Source organism: Burkholderia sp. AW33-5 (assembly GCF_053427615.1).
In genome coordinates, this window is record NZ_JBSAXA010000010.1 from 39,709 (window position 1) to 55,062 (window position 15,354).

16 protein-coding genes are annotated in these 15,354 nt (G+C 69.4%); 4 read left to right on the plus strand and 12 right to left on the minus strand.

Features of this window, described 5'->3' with window-relative positions; all coding sequences use genetic code 11:
• Positions 1 to 200: 200 nt before the first annotated feature.
• The 9 genes from flgJ to flgB form a co-directional block, all read right to left on the minus strand.
• The gene (gene flgJ / locus ACV22V_RS17565) at positions 201 to 1,199 is read right to left on the minus strand and encodes a flagellar assembly peptidoglycan hydrolase FlgJ (protein ID WP_448014851.1); all 999 of its coding nucleotides are present in this window, start codon (positions 1,197 to 1,199) and stop codon (positions 201 to 203) included.
• Entirely contained in the window at positions 1,200 to 2,387 is a 1,188-nt protein-coding gene (locus ACV22V_RS17570) for a flagellar basal body P-ring protein FlgI (RefSeq protein ID WP_059607544.1), read from the minus strand.
• 5 nt (positions 2,388 to 2,392) lie between these two features.
• Entirely contained in the window at positions 2,393 to 3,082 is a 690-nt protein-coding gene (flgH, locus tag ACV22V_RS17575; RefSeq protein ID WP_059535093.1) for a flagellar basal body L-ring protein FlgH, read from the minus strand.
• A 21-nt stretch (positions 3,083 to 3,103) separates the two neighbouring features.
• Positions 3,104 to 3,892 carry a flagellar basal-body rod protein FlgG gene (gene flgG / locus ACV22V_RS17580; protein ID WP_014895799.1) on the minus strand — a complete coding sequence of 263 codons (789 nt, stop codon included), beginning with the start codon at positions 3,890 to 3,892 and terminating at the stop codon, positions 3,104 to 3,106.
• A gap of 35 nt (positions 3,893 to 3,927) precedes the next feature.
• A complete protein-coding gene (gene flgF, locus ACV22V_RS17585) occupies positions 3,928 to 4,686 on the minus strand; it encodes a flagellar basal-body rod protein FlgF (protein ID WP_059691964.1) in 759 nt (252 codons plus the stop codon).
• Between the two features lie 20 nt (positions 4,687 to 4,706).
• Positions 4,707 to 5,948 (minus strand): flagellar hook protein FlgE, encoded by a 1,242-nt coding sequence (gene flgE / locus ACV22V_RS17590; protein ID WP_059703198.1) that lies wholly within the window; start codon positions 5,946 to 5,948, stop codon positions 4,707 to 4,709.
• 28 nt (positions 5,949 to 5,976) lie between these two features.
• A complete protein-coding gene (locus ACV22V_RS17595) occupies positions 5,977 to 6,723 on the minus strand; it encodes a flagellar hook assembly protein FlgD (protein WP_059535087.1) in 747 nt (248 codons plus the stop codon).
• A gap of 67 nt (positions 6,724 to 6,790) precedes the next feature.
• Entirely contained in the window at positions 6,791 to 7,216 is a 426-nt protein-coding gene (flgC, locus tag ACV22V_RS17600) for a flagellar basal body rod protein FlgC (RefSeq protein WP_059535085.1), read from the minus strand.
• A gap of 34 nt (positions 7,217 to 7,250) precedes the next feature.
• Positions 7,251 to 7,739, minus strand: coding sequence for a flagellar basal body rod protein FlgB (gene flgB, locus ACV22V_RS17605; protein WP_059448497.1), 489 nt, complete (start codon positions 7,737 to 7,739; stop codon positions 7,251 to 7,253).
• A gap of 206 nt (positions 7,740 to 7,945) precedes the next feature.
• On the opposite strand from flgB, the gene flgA reads away from it, so the two are divergent.
• From flgA to ACV22V_RS17620, 3 genes are all read left to right on the plus strand, one after another.
• Positions 7,946 to 9,187, plus strand: a complete 1,242-nt coding sequence (gene flgA / locus ACV22V_RS17610) for a flagellar basal body P-ring formation chaperone FlgA (RefSeq protein ID WP_448014854.1) — start codon at positions 7,946 to 7,948, stop codon at positions 9,185 to 9,187.
• A 118-nt stretch (positions 9,188 to 9,305) separates the two neighbouring features.
• Positions 9,306 to 9,638 (plus strand): flagellar biosynthesis anti-sigma factor FlgM, encoded by a 333-nt coding sequence (gene flgM / locus ACV22V_RS17615; protein WP_059448495.1) that lies wholly within the window; start codon positions 9,306 to 9,308, stop codon positions 9,636 to 9,638.
• Positions 9,639 to 9,723: 85 nt separating this feature from the next.
• Positions 9,724 to 10,164: a flagella synthesis protein FlgN gene (locus tag ACV22V_RS17620; protein WP_006762551.1), complete on the plus strand. Its 441-nt coding sequence runs from the start codon at positions 9,724 to 9,726 to the stop codon at positions 10,162 to 10,164.
• A gap of 111 nt (positions 10,165 to 10,275) precedes the next feature.
• On the opposite strand, the gene ACV22V_RS17625 is transcribed toward ACV22V_RS17620, so the two are convergent.
• Positions 10,276 to 12,126, minus strand: a complete 1,851-nt coding sequence (locus tag ACV22V_RS17625) for a M24 family metallopeptidase (RefSeq protein ID WP_448014856.1) — start codon at positions 12,124 to 12,126, stop codon at positions 10,276 to 10,278.
• Positions 12,127 to 12,575: 449 nt separating this feature from the next.
• On the opposite strand from ACV22V_RS17625, the gene ACV22V_RS17630 reads away from it, so the two are divergent.
• On the plus strand, positions 12,576 to 13,406 hold the full coding sequence (locus ACV22V_RS17630; RefSeq protein WP_448014858.1) for a helix-turn-helix domain-containing protein: 831 nt from the start codon (positions 12,576 to 12,578) through the stop codon (positions 13,404 to 13,406).
• A gap of 48 nt (positions 13,407 to 13,454) precedes the next feature.
• Here ACV22V_RS17630 and ACV22V_RS17635 read toward each other — a convergent pair whose 3' ends face one another.
• On the minus strand, positions 13,455 to 14,696 hold the full coding sequence (locus tag ACV22V_RS17635) for a multifunctional CCA addition/repair protein (protein WP_448014859.1): 1,242 nt from the start codon (positions 14,694 to 14,696) through the stop codon (positions 13,455 to 13,457).
• Positions 14,693 to 15,340 carry a glutathione S-transferase family protein gene (locus ACV22V_RS17640; protein WP_059535069.1) on the minus strand — a complete coding sequence of 216 codons (648 nt, stop codon included), beginning with the start codon at positions 15,338 to 15,340 and terminating at the stop codon, positions 14,693 to 14,695. The genes ACV22V_RS17635 and ACV22V_RS17640 overlap by 4 nt, the downstream gene beginning before the upstream one ends.
• Positions 15,341 to 15,354 lie beyond the last annotated feature (14 nt).

Here is a 15,354-nt window from a genome sequence, read left to right on the forward strand (position 1 = left end):
ACCGGTGCGCAGTAAAACCGGGCCAGAACATGGCCCGGTTGCAGGTCTCACACACTTAGCGGCAGTGCTCACCGAAAGTTTAGATCGAATTGGCGGTTTTTTTCGCGCAAACGTTGAAACCGCGCGCGGCGGGGTGCCGGGCGCGGTCCGTAAGACTGCAAGAATGGGCGGCAGGCGGGGCCGTTCCGGCCCCTGCCCCGTCAGCCGATCTGCTGCATGATCGAGATCAGCTTCTTCGCGTAGTTCGGGTCGGTCGCGTAGCCGGCCTTCTGCAGCCCGTGCGCGAAGCCCTCGACGCTGCGGCTCGCGCTCAGCACGCCCGCATAGCGCGGGTTGTTCTTCAGCAGGTTCGCATAGTCGGTCATCGCGTGCTCGTACGAATCGTACGCGCGGAACTTCGCGACGACGCGGCGCGGCGCGCCGTTCACGTATTCGGTCGTCAGCGCCGACACCGTGCGGCCCGTCCAGCCCTTGTTCGCCTTGATGCCGAACACGTTGTAGCTCGTCGAGCCGTCGCTCGCGCGGATCTCGCGCTTGCCCCAGCCCGATTCGAGCGCGGCCTGGCCCACGATGAAGCGCGCCGGGATGCCGGTGGTCGCGCTCGCCGCCTGCGCCGGGGCGGCGAGGCGGTCGACGAACGCGTCGGCGTCCTGCGCGCCGCTCGCGCCCTTCAGCGGCGGCGTCAGCGCGCTGCCGGCCGTGTAGCCGCGCGCGCCGGCGAGCCCGCCGTTGTTCGCCGCGTTCGCGTAGGCCCGCGCCATCGCGTTCATCGCGGCGAGGCTGCCCTCGTTGCCCGACGTGCCCGAGCCGGCCGCACCCAGGCCCACCGCGCCGAGCCCGGCCGCGCCGGCGTCGGCCGCCGTGTCGCCGCCCGTGCCCTGCCCCGCGTTGCGCAGCAGCTGCTTCATCAGCGCGTCGGCCACGCCGATTCCGCGCTTCGACATCTGCTGCGCGAGCTGCTGGTCGAGCATCGACGTGTACATCTTCGACGTGTGCGAATCGAGCAGCCCGCCGTCGGGCGTCGCGTCGCGCATGCTCTTGAGCATCATCTCGGTGAACATCGCGTCGAACTGGCCCGCGACCGCCTTCGCGCCGGCCTGCGGCGACTGCTTCGCCTGCGCGCGCAGCGCGTCGAAGCCCTGCACGTCGAGGGCGAAGCGCTGCGTCAGGTCGTTTGCGTTCGGGAGAGTAGCTGCCATTTAGATGATCTCCAGATCGGCGCGCAGCGCGCCGGCCGCCTTCATCGCCTGCAGGATCGACATCAGGTCCGCCGGCGTCGCGCCGAGCGTGTTCAGCGCCTTCACGACGTCGGCGAGGTTCGCGCCGGCCGTCACCATCTTCAGCGCGCCGTTGTCCTGCTTCAGCTGGATCTGCGATTGCTGCGCGACCACCGTCTGCCCGTTCGAGAACGGCCCCGGCTGCGACACCACGGGCTGCGTGTTGACGACCACCGACAGGTTGCCGTGCGCGACCGCGCAGCTTTGCAGCGTGACCATCTGGTTCATCACGATCGAGCCGGTGCGCGCGTTCAGGATCACCTTCGCGGCGGCCTTGTCCGGGCTCACGTCGAGGTTCTGCAGGCGCGCCATGAACGCGACCTGCTGCGCGGAATCCGCCGGCGCGGCGAGCTGGATCGTGCGGCCGTCGAGCGCCGTCGCGGTGCCCGGGCCGAAGCTCGAATTGACCGCGGACACGATCCGCTGCGCGGTGCCGTAGTCCATGTCGTTCAGCTGCAGCTGCAGCACGCCGTTCATCTGCGCGATCGCGTTCGGCACCGAGCGCTCGACGATCGCGCCGCCGACGATCCGGCCGGCCGCGAGCTGGTTCACCTGCACGCGGCTCCCGTTCGCGCTCGCCCCTGCGCCGCCGACCGCCATGTTGCCCTGCGCGAGCGCGTACACCTGGCCGTCCGCGCCCTTCAGCGGCGTGAGCAGCAGCGTGCCGCCGCGCAGGCTCTTCGCGTTGCCGAGCGACGAAACCGTCACGTCGAGCGCCTCGCCCGGCCGCGCGAACGGCGGCAGCGTCGCGGTCACCATCACGGCCGCGACGTTCTTCAGCTGCATGTTGTTCAGCGACGACGTGCCGCCGTTCGCCGAGCCGTTGTTGATCGAGATGCCGAGGTTCGCGAGCATGTTCGCGAGCGTCTGCGTCGTGAACGGCGTCTGCATCGTCTGGTCGCCCGTGCCGTCGAGACCGACGACGAGGCCATAGCCGATCAGCGGGTTGTCGCGCACGCCCTGGATCTGCGCGAGGTCCTTCAGGCGCTCCGCGTGCGCGGGCGCCGCGCCGAGCGCGCATGCGGCCAGCACGAACGCGGCGGCGAGCCGCGCGACGGCGGGCACGCGCGACACACGGGACGACAGGCGGTGGAAAAGAGGCTGCTGCATCGTCGTCACCACGGTGCGATGTTGAGGAAGAAGCGCTGCAGCCAGCCCATCGTCTCGGCTTCGTTGATGTAGCCCTTCGCCGAGTATTCGATCCGCGCGTCGGCCACCTGCGTCGAGTAGACCGAGTTCGCGCCCGAGATCGTGTTCGGGTTGACGACCCCGGAGAAGCGCACGAACTCGTTGCCCTGGTTGATCAGCATCTGCTTCTCGCCGCTGACGACGAGATTGCCGTTCGGCAGCACGTTGGTGACGGTCACCGTGATCGTGCCGTTGAACGTGTTCGCCGCGCTGGCGCCGCCGGTCGCCGCGAACTTGTTGTTGCCGGCCGCCGACAGGTTCGCCTTCGCGAACAGCCCGCCGAGGAAGCCGGCCGTCGGCACGTTGAAGCTGGTGTCGCCCGCGCGGTTGGTGTTCGCGCCCGACGACTTGGTCGCGTTGATGTTCTCCGCGATCACGATCGTCAGGATGTCGCCGACGTTGCGCGGCCGCTGATCCTCGAACAGCGGCCGGCCCGCGTAGCCCGGGTTGTAGATCGAGCCGGGCGCCTGCATCGCCATCGGCGCCGGCGGCTGCGCCGTCATCGGCTGCTGGATGATCGGGTCGCGCGGAATCTGCGCGCAACCGGCGAGCGCGGCCACCGCGACCGCGCACGCGGCGCGGACGGAGGCTGACGGGAGGAGGCGAACCTGCTTCATGGCGACGACGGGACTTTCCGGTTAGCTCTTCATCTGCGTGACGGTCTGCAGCATCTGGTCGGACGTCGTCACGGCCTTGCTGTTGATCTCGTACGCGCGCTGCGTCTGAATCATGTTGACGAGCTCCTGCACGACGTTCACGTTCGACGCCTCGACATAGCCCTGGTTGAGCACGCCCGCGCCGTTCAGGCCCGGCTGCGACACGTTCGGCGCGCCCGACGACGTGGTCTCGGCGAACAGGTTCTCGCCCTTCGCCTCGAGGCCGGCCGGATTGATGAAGGTCGCGATCTGCAGCGAGCCGATCTGCACCGCGTTGCTCGAGCCCGGCTGCGTGACCGACACGACGCCGTCCTTGCCGATCGTCAGCGACTGCGCGTTCTGCGGCACGGTGATCGCCGGCAGGATCTGGTAGCCGCTCGACGTGACGAGCTGGCCCTGCGCGTTGGTCTGGAACGAGCCGTCGCGCGTGTATGCGTTCGTGCCGTCCGGCATCAGCACCTGGAAGAAGCCCGCGCCGTTGATCGCGACGTCCTTCGAGTTGCCGGTCTGCGTGAGGCCGCCCTGCGTGTACAGGCGCTCGGTCGCGACCTGCTGCACGCCGGTGCCGAGCTGCAGGCCCGACGGCAGTTCGGTCTGCTGCGTCGAGTTCGCGCCCGGCTGGCGGATGGTCTGGTACAGCAGATCCTCGAACACCGCGCGCGACGCCTTGAAGCCGTTGGTGCTGGTGTTCGCGAGGTTGTTCGAGATCACGTCCATCTGCGCCTGCTGCGCATTCATGCCGGTGGCGGCGATGTAGAGCGATCGGTTCATGTTGAATCTTCTCCTGGTAGCGAGGGCCGTGCCGCTCAGCTGAAGTTGAGCAGCTGGTTCGCCGACTGCTCGTTCTGGTCGGCCGTCTGGATCAGCTTGGACTGCAGCTGGAACGCCCGTGCGTTGTCGATCATCGCGACCATCGCGGTCACCGGATTCACGTTGCTGCCTTCGAGCGAATTCGGCGTGACGACCACGTTCGGATCGGTGTCGGCCGGATTGCCGTCGGCGGTGCGGAACAGCCCGTCGTTGCCGCGCGTGAGCGTGGCGGGGTCCGGGTTCACGAGCTTCATCTGGTCGACGATCGCGACCGCCGTCGGCGGATCGCCCGGCATCAGCGCCGACACCGTGCCGTCCTTGCCGATCGTCACTTCCGCGTTCGGCGGCACCGAGATCGGGCCGCCGTTGCCGATCACCGGCAGGTTGCTCGCGTTGACGAGCTGGCCGTTTTCGTCGACGTGCAGGTTGCCCGCACGCGTGTAGGCCTCGCTGCCGTCGGCGGCCTGCACCGACAGCCAGCCGGCGCCCTGCACGGCGACGTCGAGCGGGTTGCCGGTGCGCGTGATCGGGCCCGGTGCGTAATCCGCGCCGGGCGTCGATGCGAGCACGTAGGTGCGCGTCGTCGTCGGGTCGATGTTGCTGCCGTCGCCGAAATTCATCGGCACCGCGCGATAGGTCGCGAGCTGCGCGCGAAAGCCCGTCGTCGACGCGTTCGCGAGGTTGTTCGCGACGATCGCCTGCTGGTCGAGCGACTGCGACGCGCCCGTCATCGCCGTGTAGATCAGTCGGTCCATGGCTGCCGGTTATCCGCGCATTACAGGTTGATGAGCGTCTGGTCGACGGTCTGCTGCGTCTTGATCGTCTGCGCGTTCGCCTGGTAGTTGCGCTGCGCGGTGATCAGGTTGACGAGCTGCGACGTGAGGTCGACGTTCGAGTTCTCGAGCGCGCTGCCCTGCAGCGAACCGTGGTTCGTGCTGCCCGGCGACGAAATCTGCGGCACGCCCGACGCGGACGATTCGGCGTACTGGTTGCCGCCGAGGTTGACGAGCCCGTTCGGGTTGTTGAAGTTCGCGAGCACGATCTGGCCGAGCACCGACGTCTGGCCGTTCGAGTAGTTGCCGGTCAGCTTGCCGTCGGCGCCGATCGAGAAGGTCGTCAGCGTGCCGCTCGCATAGCCGTCCTGCGCGAGGTTGTTCACGCCGTCCTTGCCGCCGTACTGCGTGGTGCCGGTCAGGTCGAGCGTGAGCTGCTGCGGCGTCGCCGAGCCGTCGGTGTTCGGGACGGTGAACTGGAACTGGCCGAGCGATGCGGTCGGCGCGGCCGGCGTGCCCGTCGTCGTGCTCTGGATCGCGCCGGACGAGTTGAACGTGACCGTGCCGAGGTCCGTCGTGGTGCCGCCTTGCACGCCCGCGTAGGCTTCCCACGTGCCGGCCGCCGACTTCACGAAATACATGTTGACCGCCTGCGAGCCGCCGAGCGAGTCGTACACCTGGATCGACGTCGAGTAGTTGTACGTCGTGGTGTCGGTCGCGCTGAACGGCGTCTTGGTCGGCACCGTGTCCTGCGAGTTCAGGTTGAACTGGCCGGCGATCTTGGTCGTCGCGGTCGGCGCGATGTTGCTGGTCGGCGCCTGCAGCGGCACGGTCTGCGCGGTGTTGACCACGCCGCCCGTGTTGGCCGCGTAACCCATCAGGTTACGGCCTTGCGAGTCGACGATGAAGCCGTTCTTGTCGCGCTGGAACGTGCCGTCGCGCGAGTACGTCGTCACGCCGTTGTTCGACATCTGGAAGAAGCCGTTGCCGTTGATCGCGACGTCGAGCGACGAGTTCGTCGTGTTGATCGTGCCCTGGCCGAACTGCTGCTGCACCGAGGCGAGCGTCGTACCGATCCCGATTTGCGTGTTGACCGACGTCGCGACCGAGTTCGCGTACATGTCGGAGAACTGCGCGGTGCTCGACTTGAAGCCGACCGTGTTCGCGTTCGCGATGTTGTTGCCGATCACGTCGAGCGCGTTCGATGCGCCGGCGAGGCCGCTCAGACCCTGTTGATAACCCATTTCGGTCTCCGTTTTCGAGAAATCTGGATCAGTTGGTGGTGGTCGTGCCGCCGGACGACGACGACGCGGTGTTCGGGAAGATCGACGCGACCTGGGTCAAGCCCACCGTCGTGCCGTTCGACAGCACGAGCCCCGCCGTGCCGTCGGCCTGCTTGATCACGCTCTGCACCTGCGCGGCCGCGAGCACGGTCGGCGCATAGGTCTTGCCGTCCGAGCCCGTGTATTGCGCGCTCACGGTGTACTTGCCGTCCGGCAGCGCGTTGCCGGCCGCATCGGTCGGCGTCCAGTTGAACGGCACCGTGCCGGCCGACTGCTTGCCTGCGTTGATCGTGTTGACGACGACGCCCGAGCTGTTCTTCACGGTGATCGTCAGGTTCGACACGTCGTTCGCGAGCGACACGCCGAACGGCGACGCCGCGCCGCTCTTCACCGCGACGCCGTTGCCCGGCGCGAGCACGTTCGTGCCGATCAGCAGCGCGGCCTGCGTCTGCTGGCCGGCCGCGAGCTGCGTCGACAGCGACGTGAGCGACGTGTTCAGCTGCGCGATGCCGCTCACCGTGTTGATCTGCGCGAGCTGCGACGTCATCTGCGAGCTGTCGACCGGGCTCGTCGGATCCTGGTTCTGCAGCTGCGTGACGAGCAGCTTCAGGAACGTCGCCTGCAGGTCGCTCGCCGACGTGCCGTTCGTCGACACGTTGTTGGTGTTCATCGTGTCGGTCGGCAGGGTCGACACGTTGGTGCCGTTGCTGCCGATCGTCGTGCTGGTGGAAGTCATCCTGGGTGGCCTTGTGTCGGAACTGTCGGGTCTGGGTCTCGGTGGGGAAGGACGCTCGGCGCGCGGCTTACGTGCCGATCGTCAGCGTCTTGAGCATCAGCGTCTTCGCGGTGTTCAGCGTCTCGACGTTGGCCTGGTACGAGCGCGACGCCGAGATCATGTTCACCATCTCCTGCACCGGATCGACGTTCGGCATCTGCACGTAGCCGTTCGCGTCGGCGGCCGGGTTCGCCGGGTCGTAGGTCGACTTCATCGGCGACGGATCGTCGACCACCCTGGTCACGCGCACGCCGCCGACGCCCTGGCCGGACGCGGTGCGCGCGCCGCCGATCGGGTCGGTCGCGAACACGACCTGCTTGGCCTTGTACGGCTTGCCGTCGGGGCCGGTCGCGCTGTCGGCGTTCGCGAGGTTCGACGCGGTGACGTTCAGGCGCTGCGATTGCGCGGACAGCGCCGAACCGGCGACGCCGAAGATGTTCATCAACGAGGGCATGGGGGCTCCTTGTTCGGGGCGAAGCGGCGCGCGCTTACGAGTTCGTCGAGATCGCGGCGATCATCGCCTTGATCTGCTGGGTCATCACGGTCATCCCGGTTTCGTAGTGCAGCGCGTTGTTCGCGAACTGCACGCGCTCGACGTCGAGATCGACCGTGTTGCCGTCGAGCGACGGCTGCAGCGGCATCCGGTACTGCGCGCGACCGTAGTCGTCGGCCGGGCCGCCCGTCGGAATCAGCTTCGCGGTGCCGGCCATGTGGCCGGGCGCCGTCGACACCATCGTCATCCCGCTCGTCACGCCGGCCGGCTGCGCCATCGGCAGCTGCGCGGCGTTGCTCGGCGCGAGGCCGCCGCCGGTCTGCTTCAGCGAGCGCGCGAGGGTCGACGCGAAGTCGACGTCGCGGGCCTGGTAGCCGGGCGTGTCGGCGTTCGCGATGTTCGACGACAGCAGCTCCTGCCGATAGGCGCGCACGTCGAGCGCCTGTCGGCCGAACGCGAATTCGGCATCGAGTTTGTCCAGCATGTGTGCGTCTCTCCGTATGAAGCGCTGCACGCCCCCTTGCGCCGGATGGCGACCCAAGGGGCTTTTTTCCATGACAGCGATGGTAGGCGTCGGCCGCAACCGGCAATCGGACGAATAACGCGGCAAAGGCCCCCTCTATTCATCGTTTGCGCGACGGCCGGGCTCCCTAGAATGCGAATCGGATCAACGGCTTCGAGGACACGGCGATGACACGCGCACTTCGCGGAAACGACGGACGCGGCACGCGCATGGCGCGGGCGTTCGCGCTCGCCGCGGCGCTGTGGCTCGCGGTGCCGCTTGCGCACGCGGACGACGGGATGATCGTGATTCCCGGACGCGGCGAGACGGCCGAAACCGCGCTCGCGCATGCGAACGCGGCGAGCGGCGGGCAGTTCGGCGGGAATGCGGGCACGGCTTCGGGTACGGGCGTGGCGATGGCGGGCGGTGCCGTTGGCGCGGGTGGTGGCGCCGGCGTGACCGGCGCGGCCTCGGCCGGCTCTGCGGCGCTGCCGGCCGGCTCGATGGTCGTGACGAGCGTCCCGCCGCCGGCCGCCGTGCCAGTACCCGCGCCGCGCCCCGTCTACGCCGCCGCGCGCACGAACGCGGGCGATGGCGCACGGCGCGCCGCCGATCCGGGTGCCGTCGCGACCGTCGTCGCCGGTACGGCCGAGCCCGCATCGAATCCCGCGAATTCCGCGCGACCGGCCATCGCCGCGCGCATGGCCGCGGCCCGGGCCGCTTCTGCCGCGCCGGCGCCGCGCGCGCCGGCCGCTGCCGCCAACCCGGCCCAGGCCACCGCCGCGTCCCAGCCGGCCACGCCGGCCGGCCAGCAGGACCCCGACACGATCCGGCGCACGGCCCTCGCGTTCCTGCAGCAGCAGATCGCGGGCCTGCCGGGCAAGACCACCGCGACCGTCGCGACCGCGTTTCCGCGCGGGCTCGCCGCCTGCACGACGCTCGAGCCGTTCCTGCCGACCGGCGCGCGCCTGTGGGGCCGCACGACGGTCGGCGTGCGCTGCGCCGGCGAGCGGCCGTGGACCGTCTATCTGCAGGCGAAGGTCGCCGTGCAGGCCACCTATTACGTCGCCGCGCGGCAGATCGCGCCCGGCGAGCCGCTCACCGCGGCCGACCTCGTCGCGCGCGACGGCGACCTGACGGTGCTGCCGCTGGCGGTGATCACCGATCCCGCGCAGGCGGTCGGCGCGACCGCGCTGGCCCGGATCTCGGCCGGGCTGCCGCTGCGCCAGGACATGCTGAAGAGCGCCGCGTCGGTGTCGGCCGGCCAGACGGTGCGGGTCGTCGCGGCCGGGCCCGGCTTCACGATCTCGGCCGAGGGCAGCGCGCTCGCGAATGCGGCGCCGGGCCAGTCGGTGCGGGTCAGGATGGCGGCGGGGCAGATCGTCACGGCGATCGTCAAGGACGCCGGGACCGTGGAAATTCCGCTATAGGGACGGATCGCGCCGCAAGATTGCAAAGAATTGTTTATTCGGAGAATGTCGGGCTCACGATGCTAAAGTTCGGGCCGACCCGGCCGTTATCTGGGTCATACCGTACAGGAAACCCATCGTGAAGATCGATTCCACTCCGAACCCGAGCCCACTCGCGTCGACCGGCAACGGCGCGACCCGCGCGCAATCCGGCGCGGCTTCGTCGTCGTCCGCGCAGGCGGCCGACGCAGGATCGACCGGCGGCGACACGACCGTGAACCTGTCGGGTCTGTCCGGCCAGCTGCGTTCGCTGTCGGCCTCCGGCAGCGCCGACATCGACACGGCCCTCGTCCAGTCGATCAAGGACGCGCTGAACAACGGCACGTTGACGATCGACGTGAACAAGATCGCCGACGGCGTACTGAATACCGCCCGCGACCTGCTGCAACAGCAGCGCTCGCAGGGCAACTGAGCCGGCCCGGGGCCCGTCACGCCCGGACCGGTCCCCTGGTTTGCCGGCATGCGGACACGCGTGCCGGCGCGACGAGCATGACGCGATGAGAGAAGAGCTGCTGGCCACGGTCAACGACGAACACGCGACGGTCGAAGCGTTCGCGTCCCTGCTCGCCTACGAGGAAAAGGCACTGACGACGCCGGAGCCGCTCGACATGCTGCCCGGCATCGTCGAGAAGAAAAGCGCGTTGATCGACCGGCTCGCGCAGCTCGAGCGCACGCGCGACACGCAGTTGTCCGCGCTCGGCTTTCCGGCCGGCAAGAAAGGGATGGACCAGGCCGCCGAGCGCGATGCCCGCCTCGCCGGCCGCTGGCAGTTGCTGCTGCAGGCCGCCGAACGCGCGCGCCAGGCCAATGCGACCAACGGGATGCTGATCCGGATCCGGATGGACTACAACGAGCGCGCGCTCGCGGTGCTGCGCTCGGCGCCCGCGCCGGCCGGTGTCTATGGCCCGGACGGGCGTGTGTCGGCGCTGATGCGTTGATGCGTTGATGCGTTGATGCCCCGACTGTACCGACTGCCCCGATTCCACTGACGTACCGATCACGCCGGCGCATCGCGCGGCCCTGTCGCGGCCGCGCGCCCCTTCCCCGTCTTACAGCAGCGGACACGCGGTGACCTGCGTGCCGCGTTCCACGCAAAGCCGTTCGTAGTCGCGCAGGTACGCGCGCTCGTCGTCGTTCAGCAATTCGACGTCGATCAGGTCCCAGTCGTAACCGACCGTGACGATGTTCTCGAACGCCACGGTGTCCGACGCGTCGTCGTCCGCGCGCACGATCACGATGTTCTCGATCCGCACGCCGCCCTTGCCCGGCACGTAGATGCCCGGCTCGACCGAAATCACCGCGTTCGGCACCAGCCCGTACTTCGCGCCCGGCGCGAACCGCACGCCGCCCTCGTGCACGTGGATTCCGACGCCGTGCCCGGTGCCGTGGCCGAAATCGTAGCCGTGGTCGCGGCACACCTGGCGCACCGCCGCATCGACGTCGCCGCCCGTCGCCGTCTTCGGGAAACGCGTGACGAGCCCCTTGATGCATGCCTTCAGCGCGACCGTGTAGATCTCGCGCTGCCACGGCTGCGCGACCGTCTCCGGCCGCGTGCGACGCAGCACGACGCGCGTGCAGTCCGTCGCGAAACCGGCGTCGTAGTACGCGCCGCTGTCGAGCAGCACGAGTTCGCCTTCGGTCAGCTCGACGTCGGCGCTCGCCGCCGTGTAATGCGCGAACGCGCTGTTCGCGCCGTTCGCCGCGATCGACGGGAACGTCAGCGCGACCGCCGAGCGGGCGCCGTACGCGTCGTTGATCGTGCGTGCCAGGTCGTACTCGGTATGGCGCCGCCCCGGCTCGCCGACCTTCGCCCAGCGCATCGTTTCGGCGATCGCCGCCGAACTGCGCGCGAACGCGTCGCGGAACCGGTCGAGCACGGCCGGCGTCTTGCCGGCCCGCAGCGCCTCCACCGGGTTGAAATCGGCGTGGCGCGCGTGCGGCCACACGCGGCGCACCGACTCGACGAGCGCGCAGTTGACCGATTCGAAGCCGTAGCACACGTGATCGACCGCGAATTGCGCGAGGAAGCGCTCGAGTTCGGCGAAGTCGCGCCGGATCACGTGCAGCGCCGGATACGACGCCAGTTCGACCGGGCAGCGGTCGCAGCCTTCCGGCAGGAACAGCGCGACCTGCTCGCCGACCGCGAACAGGAAGCCCAGGTGCGACGACGCATTCGGGATGTGATAGCCGCGGCTGTTCAGCAGGTACGCGAGATCGTCCGACGCGCACGTGAAGAACGCGGTCTTGCCGGGCGCCGCGCCGGTGTGCGCGGCGAGCCGCCGGTTCAGCGCGTCGAGGTTCTGCGCGACGCTCGCGCCGGTCATCGCGTCCGGCAGCTCGAAGATCGGCCGCTCGACCACCCAGCCCGGCAGCGCGATCGCGCGGTCGATCTCGCGCTCGACGAGGCTCGTCCAGTCGAGCGACGCCGCCTGCGTGCGCTCGACCAGCCGGTCGCGCTGCGCGACGCTGATCCGCAGCGCGTCGTAGCCGACCCGCGCGAGCCGGCTCGCGTGCGCGAGCAGCCAGTCGGCCAGCGCCTGCCAGATCGTCACGTTCATCCCGAGCTTTTCGATGCGCACGCGCGCCGGGTCGCACTGCTGTTCGGCCTGCAGGTGATAGCGGCCGTCGACGAACAGCACGAACGGCGGCACGCCGAGCGCCTGCGCGGTCGCCGCGCTCAGGAAGATCCCGCAGCCGGCCGAGCCGTCGAAGCCCGACAGCGCGTAGCGCGGGTTGTTGCTGCGCGGCAGGTATTCGGTGATGTACTCGTCCTGCGACGTGACCACGACCGCGTCGAGCCGGGCGGCGTCGAGCAGTCGCGACAGACCGGCCTGCGTGTCGGCGACGGACGCGTCGTACGAGGGAAGGCCGGAGAAGCTGTATTTCAGTCGATCGATCATCGGATACCCGCTATTGATTGTTGTCGTCCGCCGGCGGCGTCACGCGCCGGCGCGCGCCTGGCGCGCCGCGCCGCCCGTGCGGGGACGACGCGCGGCCCGGCGGGCAGCCGCGCCGCGGCGCCGTTCCATCGACGGATTTTCGGGGAAATTTTTGTCTCACTTAACTTTGTTTGATGCGAGCGACAGAATCTAGAGCACGCTGAAAACGAGGTCAAGCCAAAATTTTCGTAGGGCTAAAATTACCGGCGCCGCGCGCGACGGCGGCGCGGCCCCAAGCGGCCCCCCGCGGCCCCGCCTGGCGCGGAGCGGCCGGGCGCCGGCGTGCGCGGTACAATGCGCCGGCATCGTCGTCCCGACGGCCGTGCTTCGTGCGATTCGCGGAATGCCGCATCCCGGCGACGGCACCGCCCCTCCGCTCGCCTTGCGACTCGTTGCCACGAAAGAGATTCATGGATTCAGACATCATGCGTATCGGCCAGCGCATTCGCCGCCTGCGCCGGGAAGCGAAGAAAACGCTGCTGGAAGTCGCGACCGAAGCGAACCTGTCGGTCGGGTTCCTGTCGCAGGTCGAGCGCCACCTCACCGGCATTTCGCTCTCGTCGCTCGTCAACGTCGCGAAGGCGCTGAACGTGCCGCTCGGCACGCTGATCGACCAGCCGCGCCAGGCGCAGCCCGACTCGCACGCGGGGCGCCGCGAACCGTACGCGGTCGACGCCGCGTCGCAGTGGTACGAGCGGCTGTCCACCACCTTCGACGGCAGTCAGATCAACGCGCTCAAGGTCCGGATGATGGAGGGCTACCGTTCGGAATGGGTCGCGCACGGCGGCGACGAGTTCGTCTACGTGCTGACCGGCCGGCTCTGCTACACGATCGGCAAGAAGGATTACCCGCTGTCTGCCGGCGACTCGCTGCACTTCGACGCGCGGAAGCGCCACCGCGTCGCGAACGTGGGCGACGGGCCCGCCGAAATGATCGCGGTCGGCACGCTGCCGCTCTTCGACGACGACGGCGCCGAGCTGGGATCCGAGGCGATGAAGATCAGACTGCTCGCACGCGATGCCGGCGCGGCGCCGGGCGAACCGCGCGTGAGCCGCCGCAAACCCGCACCGAAGCGCGAGCGCGATGCGGATTCGCTCGCGGCCGCGCCCGCCGACATGCCCGCCGACATGCCGGCCCGCGCGACGGCCAGGCCGGCAGCCGGGAAGCCGCGCGCGACCGCCGCCAAACGTCCGGCCGCCACCACCCCGGCCCGCCGCGCCGCCGCCCGCACGAAGAAATGACGGCTGGCCGCCGGGCGGCGCACCACGCCACCCGGCGCTTCCGCAGCACTATTCCCCGATCGCCAGCGCCTGCTTGACGGCCTCGATGCGCGCGCGATGCACGGCGTCCTTGATCTGCATCGCATCGTTGGCGACGCCGCGCGCGATCGCGCCCGCGTCGACGCTGCGCGCCGCCACCAGCGCCACGCGCAGCCGCTCGGCCTGCGGATACGGCTGCGTGTCGAGCCCGAGCCGGCCACGCGCATCCGATTCGCACGCCTGCAGCATCTCGGCGAAGCGCGCGGGCTTGCGCAGCGCGTCGCTGCGCTCGAAGAGCCGCACCAGCGCCGCCGCGCCCATTTCCATCACGCGATGCAGGTTGCCGTGCTCGCGCGCGACCACCAGCGCGAGATCGCGGCACTCGTTCGGCACGCGCAGCCGCTCGCACAGCGGCTTGATCAGATCGACGCTGCGGCCTTCGTGGCCGAGATGGCGCGGCAGCACGTCGGCGGGCGTCGTCGCCTTGCCGAGATCGTGCGTGAGCGCCGCGAAGCGCACCGGCAGCGAGTAGCCCTGCTTCGCCGCGTAGTCGACGACCATCATCACGTGCACGCCCGTGTCGACTTCCGGGTGGTAGTCCGCGCGCTGCGGCACGCCCCACAGCGCGTCGACCTCGGGCAGGATGCGCGCGAGCGCGCCGCACTCGCGCAGCACCGCGAACATCCGCGACGGCTTCGCCTCCATCAGCCCGCGCGCGATCTCCTGCCACACGCGCTCGGGCACCAGCGCGTCCGCTTCGCCCGCGTCGACCATCCGCCGCATCAGCGCGAGCGTGTCGTCCGCGACCGTGAAATCCGCGAAGCGCGCCGCAAAGCGCGCGATCCGCAGGATCCGCACCGGATCCTCGACGAACGCGTCGCCCACGTGCCGGAACACACGTGCACGCAGGTCGGCCTGTCCGTCGAACGGATCGATCACCGGGCCGATCAGCGCGCCCTCCGGGCTCACTTCACGCGCCATCGCGTTGATCGTCAGGTCGCGCCGCGCGAGATCCTCGTCGAGCGTCACGTCCGGTGCGTAGTAGAACTGGAAGCCGTGATAGCCGGCCGCCGTCTTGCGTTCGGTGCGCGCGAGCGCGTATTCCTCCTGCGTGTCCGGATGCAGGAACACGGGGAAATCCTTGCCGACCGGCCGGAAGCCCTGCGCGGCCATCTGCTCGGGTGTCGCGCCCACCACCACGTAGTCGCGGTCCTGCACCGGCACGCCGAGCAATTCGTCGCGGATCGCTCCGCCTACTGCGTAGATGTTCATGGCGTCGGTTCGTATTCGGCGATCACGTTGGTTTCGCGGCGCGCGGCATCGATCCAGCGCTGCACCGCCGGCAGCGCCGTCACGCGCGCGGCATACCCGGCCGCCTCCGGCGACAACGCCGGCGCATACGTGTTGAAACGCATCACGACGGGCGCATACATCGCATCGGCGATCCCGAATTCACCGAACAGGAACGGGCCGCCCGATGCCTCGATGCATGCGCTCCACAGCGCGTCGATGCGCGCGACGTCGGCGAGCGCATCGGGCGTCGCGCCGCGTCCCGGCATCGACGCGCGCACGTTCATCCCCATCTGCGTGCGCAGCGCGGCGAAGCCCGAGTGCATCTCGGCCGAGATGCAGCGCGCATGCACGCGATCGAGCGGATCGGCCGGCCACATCGGGAACTGCGGATAGCGCTCGGCGAGCGTCTCGGCGATCGCGAGCGAATCCCAGATCGCGACGCCATGGTCGTCGATCAGGCACGGCACCTTGCCGGTCGGCGAATACTCGCGGATGCGTGCAGCCGTGTCGTCGCGGCGCAGCTCGATTGCGATCTCGTCGAACGGGATGCCGAAATGCGCGAGCAGCAGCCACGGCCGCATCGACCACGACGAGTAATTCTTGTCTCCAATGACGAGTTTCATGGCGGGTTCCGAAA